The sequence below is a fragment of the Shinella sp. NM-101 genome, assembly GCF_021401195.1.
Taxonomy (GTDB): domain Bacteria; phylum Pseudomonadota; class Alphaproteobacteria; order Rhizobiales; family Rhizobiaceae; genus Shinella.
The window spans coordinates 1-1,928 of the sequence record NZ_JACBFT010000049.1; the positions used below are offsets into that span (position 1 = coordinate 1).

Consider the following 1,928-nt stretch of genomic DNA (forward strand, 5'->3'; position numbering starts at 1 on the left):
CTGTCGACTTCCGCAAAGGTGCGGAGGGCCTGGCGGCGCTGGTCAAGGCCGAGATGGGTGCCGACCCGTTCTCGGGCACGATCTACGTGTTTCGAGCCAAGCGCGCGGATCGGATCAAGCTGGTCTTCTAGGACGGCAGCGGCGTCTGCCTGGTGTCCAAGCGGCTTGAGGATGGCGAGTTCCATTGGCCCAGAATGCAGGACGGTGCGATGCGCCTGACGGCCGCCCAGTTCTCGGCCTTGTTCGAGGGGCTGGACTGGAAGCGCGTTCATGCGCCGATCGAGGCGCGTGTCCCGCAGACGGCTGGATAGCCGCCGCGACCAATTGAATCAGCCTCATCCACGCCCTCGTTTTGGTTGGCCGATTATGCTGTTGTCATTCCATGACGATGACGGCCGACGAGCTTCCCGACGACCTGAACGCGCTCAAGGCCATGGTGCTTTCGCGCGAGGCGGAGAATGCCCGGCTGCGCCAGATCATCAAGGAATTGCAGCGTCATCGCTTTGGCCGCCGCGCCGAGACGCTTCCAGAGGATCAGCTTCTCCTTGGGCTCGAGGAAGCCGAGCAGGTCGAGGCGGACAATCTGGAAGACAAGGAGCACGCATCGAGCGATCTGCGCCGGGAGCGGGTTGCCAAGCGGCGGACAAACCGTGGTGCCCTTCCTGCCCATCTGCCGCGCATCGATGTAGCCATCGACATCGAAAGCCATGACTGCCCCTGCTGTGGCAAAGGCCTGCATCGGATCGGCGAAGACGTCAGCGAGAAGCTCGACATCGTGCCAGCCCAGTTCCGCGTTCTGGTAACGCGTCGTCCCAAATATGGATGCCGGGCCTGCGAGGAAGTCGTCGTTCAGGCGGCAGCTCCCGCGCGGTTGATCGAAGGTGGCATTCCGACTGAAGCGACCGTCGCCCAGGTGCTGGTTTCCAAATACGCCGATCACCTGCCGCTCTACAGACAGGCGCAAATCTACAAGCGCCAGGGGATCGACCTCGACCGCTCGACACTTGCCGACTGGGTCGGTCGCGCTGCCTGGCACCTGCGCCCGGTTCATCAAAGGTTGCTCGAGCATCTGAAGGCCTCGTCCAAGCTCTTCGCCGACGAGACGACCGCCCCGGTGCTCGATCCGGGTCGGGGAAGGACGAAGACCGGGCAGCTATGGGCATACGCTCGCGATGACCGACCATGGCAGGGGCCCGATCCGCCCGGCGTCGTCTATGTCTATGCGCCTGATCGCAAGAGCGAACGCCCAATGGCGCACCTCAATGGCTTCGTCGGCGTCCTGCAAGTGGACGGATACGTGGGCTATCGAGCGCTCGCCGCCGGCAACAGCGTGTCTCTGGCATTCTGCTGGAGCCACGTGCGACGGCGATTTTATGAGTTGTCGGCCGCCGGTCCTGCGCCCATCGCCAGCGAAGCGCTCAGGCGTATCGCCGAGCTCTACAAGATCGAGGACGATATCCGCGGCAGGACGCACGAGGAACGCCGCGCCGTCCGGCGGGACAAGAGCCGCCCGATCGTTGACGACCTCGCGCCTTGGCTGACCGAGCAGCTCGCCCTCATCAGCCAGAAGACCAAGCTCGCCGAAGCCATCCGCTACACGCTCTCACGTTCTGACGGGCTGACCCGCTTCATCGATGACGGCCGTATCGAGATCGACTCCAACACCGTAGAGCGTTCCATCAGGCCGATCGCCCTCAATAGGAAGAACGCGTTGTTCGCCGGCTCTGACGCCGGAGCCGAACATTGGGCGACCATCGCCTCGCTCATCGAAACCGCCAAGCTCAATGACGTCGAGCCTATGGCCTACCTTACCGACGTGATCACGAGGGTCGTCAACGGCCATCCCAACGGCCGGATCGATGACCTTATGCCCTGGGCTTATGCCGAGAAGCCGATCCTCAAGGCCATGGTCTGAGAACACCGCTTAC

Annotated in this window: 1 protein-coding gene and 1 pseudogene; both read left to right on the forward strand. The window is 63.3% G+C overall.

Annotation, left to right across the window (positions count from 1 at the left end):
* Window positions 1-311: pseudogene (gene tnpB, locus L0976_RS28500) on the forward strand (IS66 family insertion sequence element accessory protein TnpB); the annotation flags it as partial.
* Between the two features lie 71 nt (window positions 312-382).
* On the forward strand, window positions 383-1,915 hold the full coding sequence (locus L0976_RS28505) for an IS66 family transposase (RefSeq protein ID WP_234190766.1): 1,533 nt from the start codon (window positions 383-385) through the stop codon (window positions 1,913-1,915).
* Window positions 1,916-1,928 lie beyond the last annotated feature (13 nt).

What these genes read in the sequence shown, in the direction of transcription:
- L0976_RS28505 (WP_234190766.1), top strand. Translation starts at nt 383, where the DNA reads ATGACGATGACGGCCGACGAGCTTCCCGACGACCTGAACGCGCTCAAG.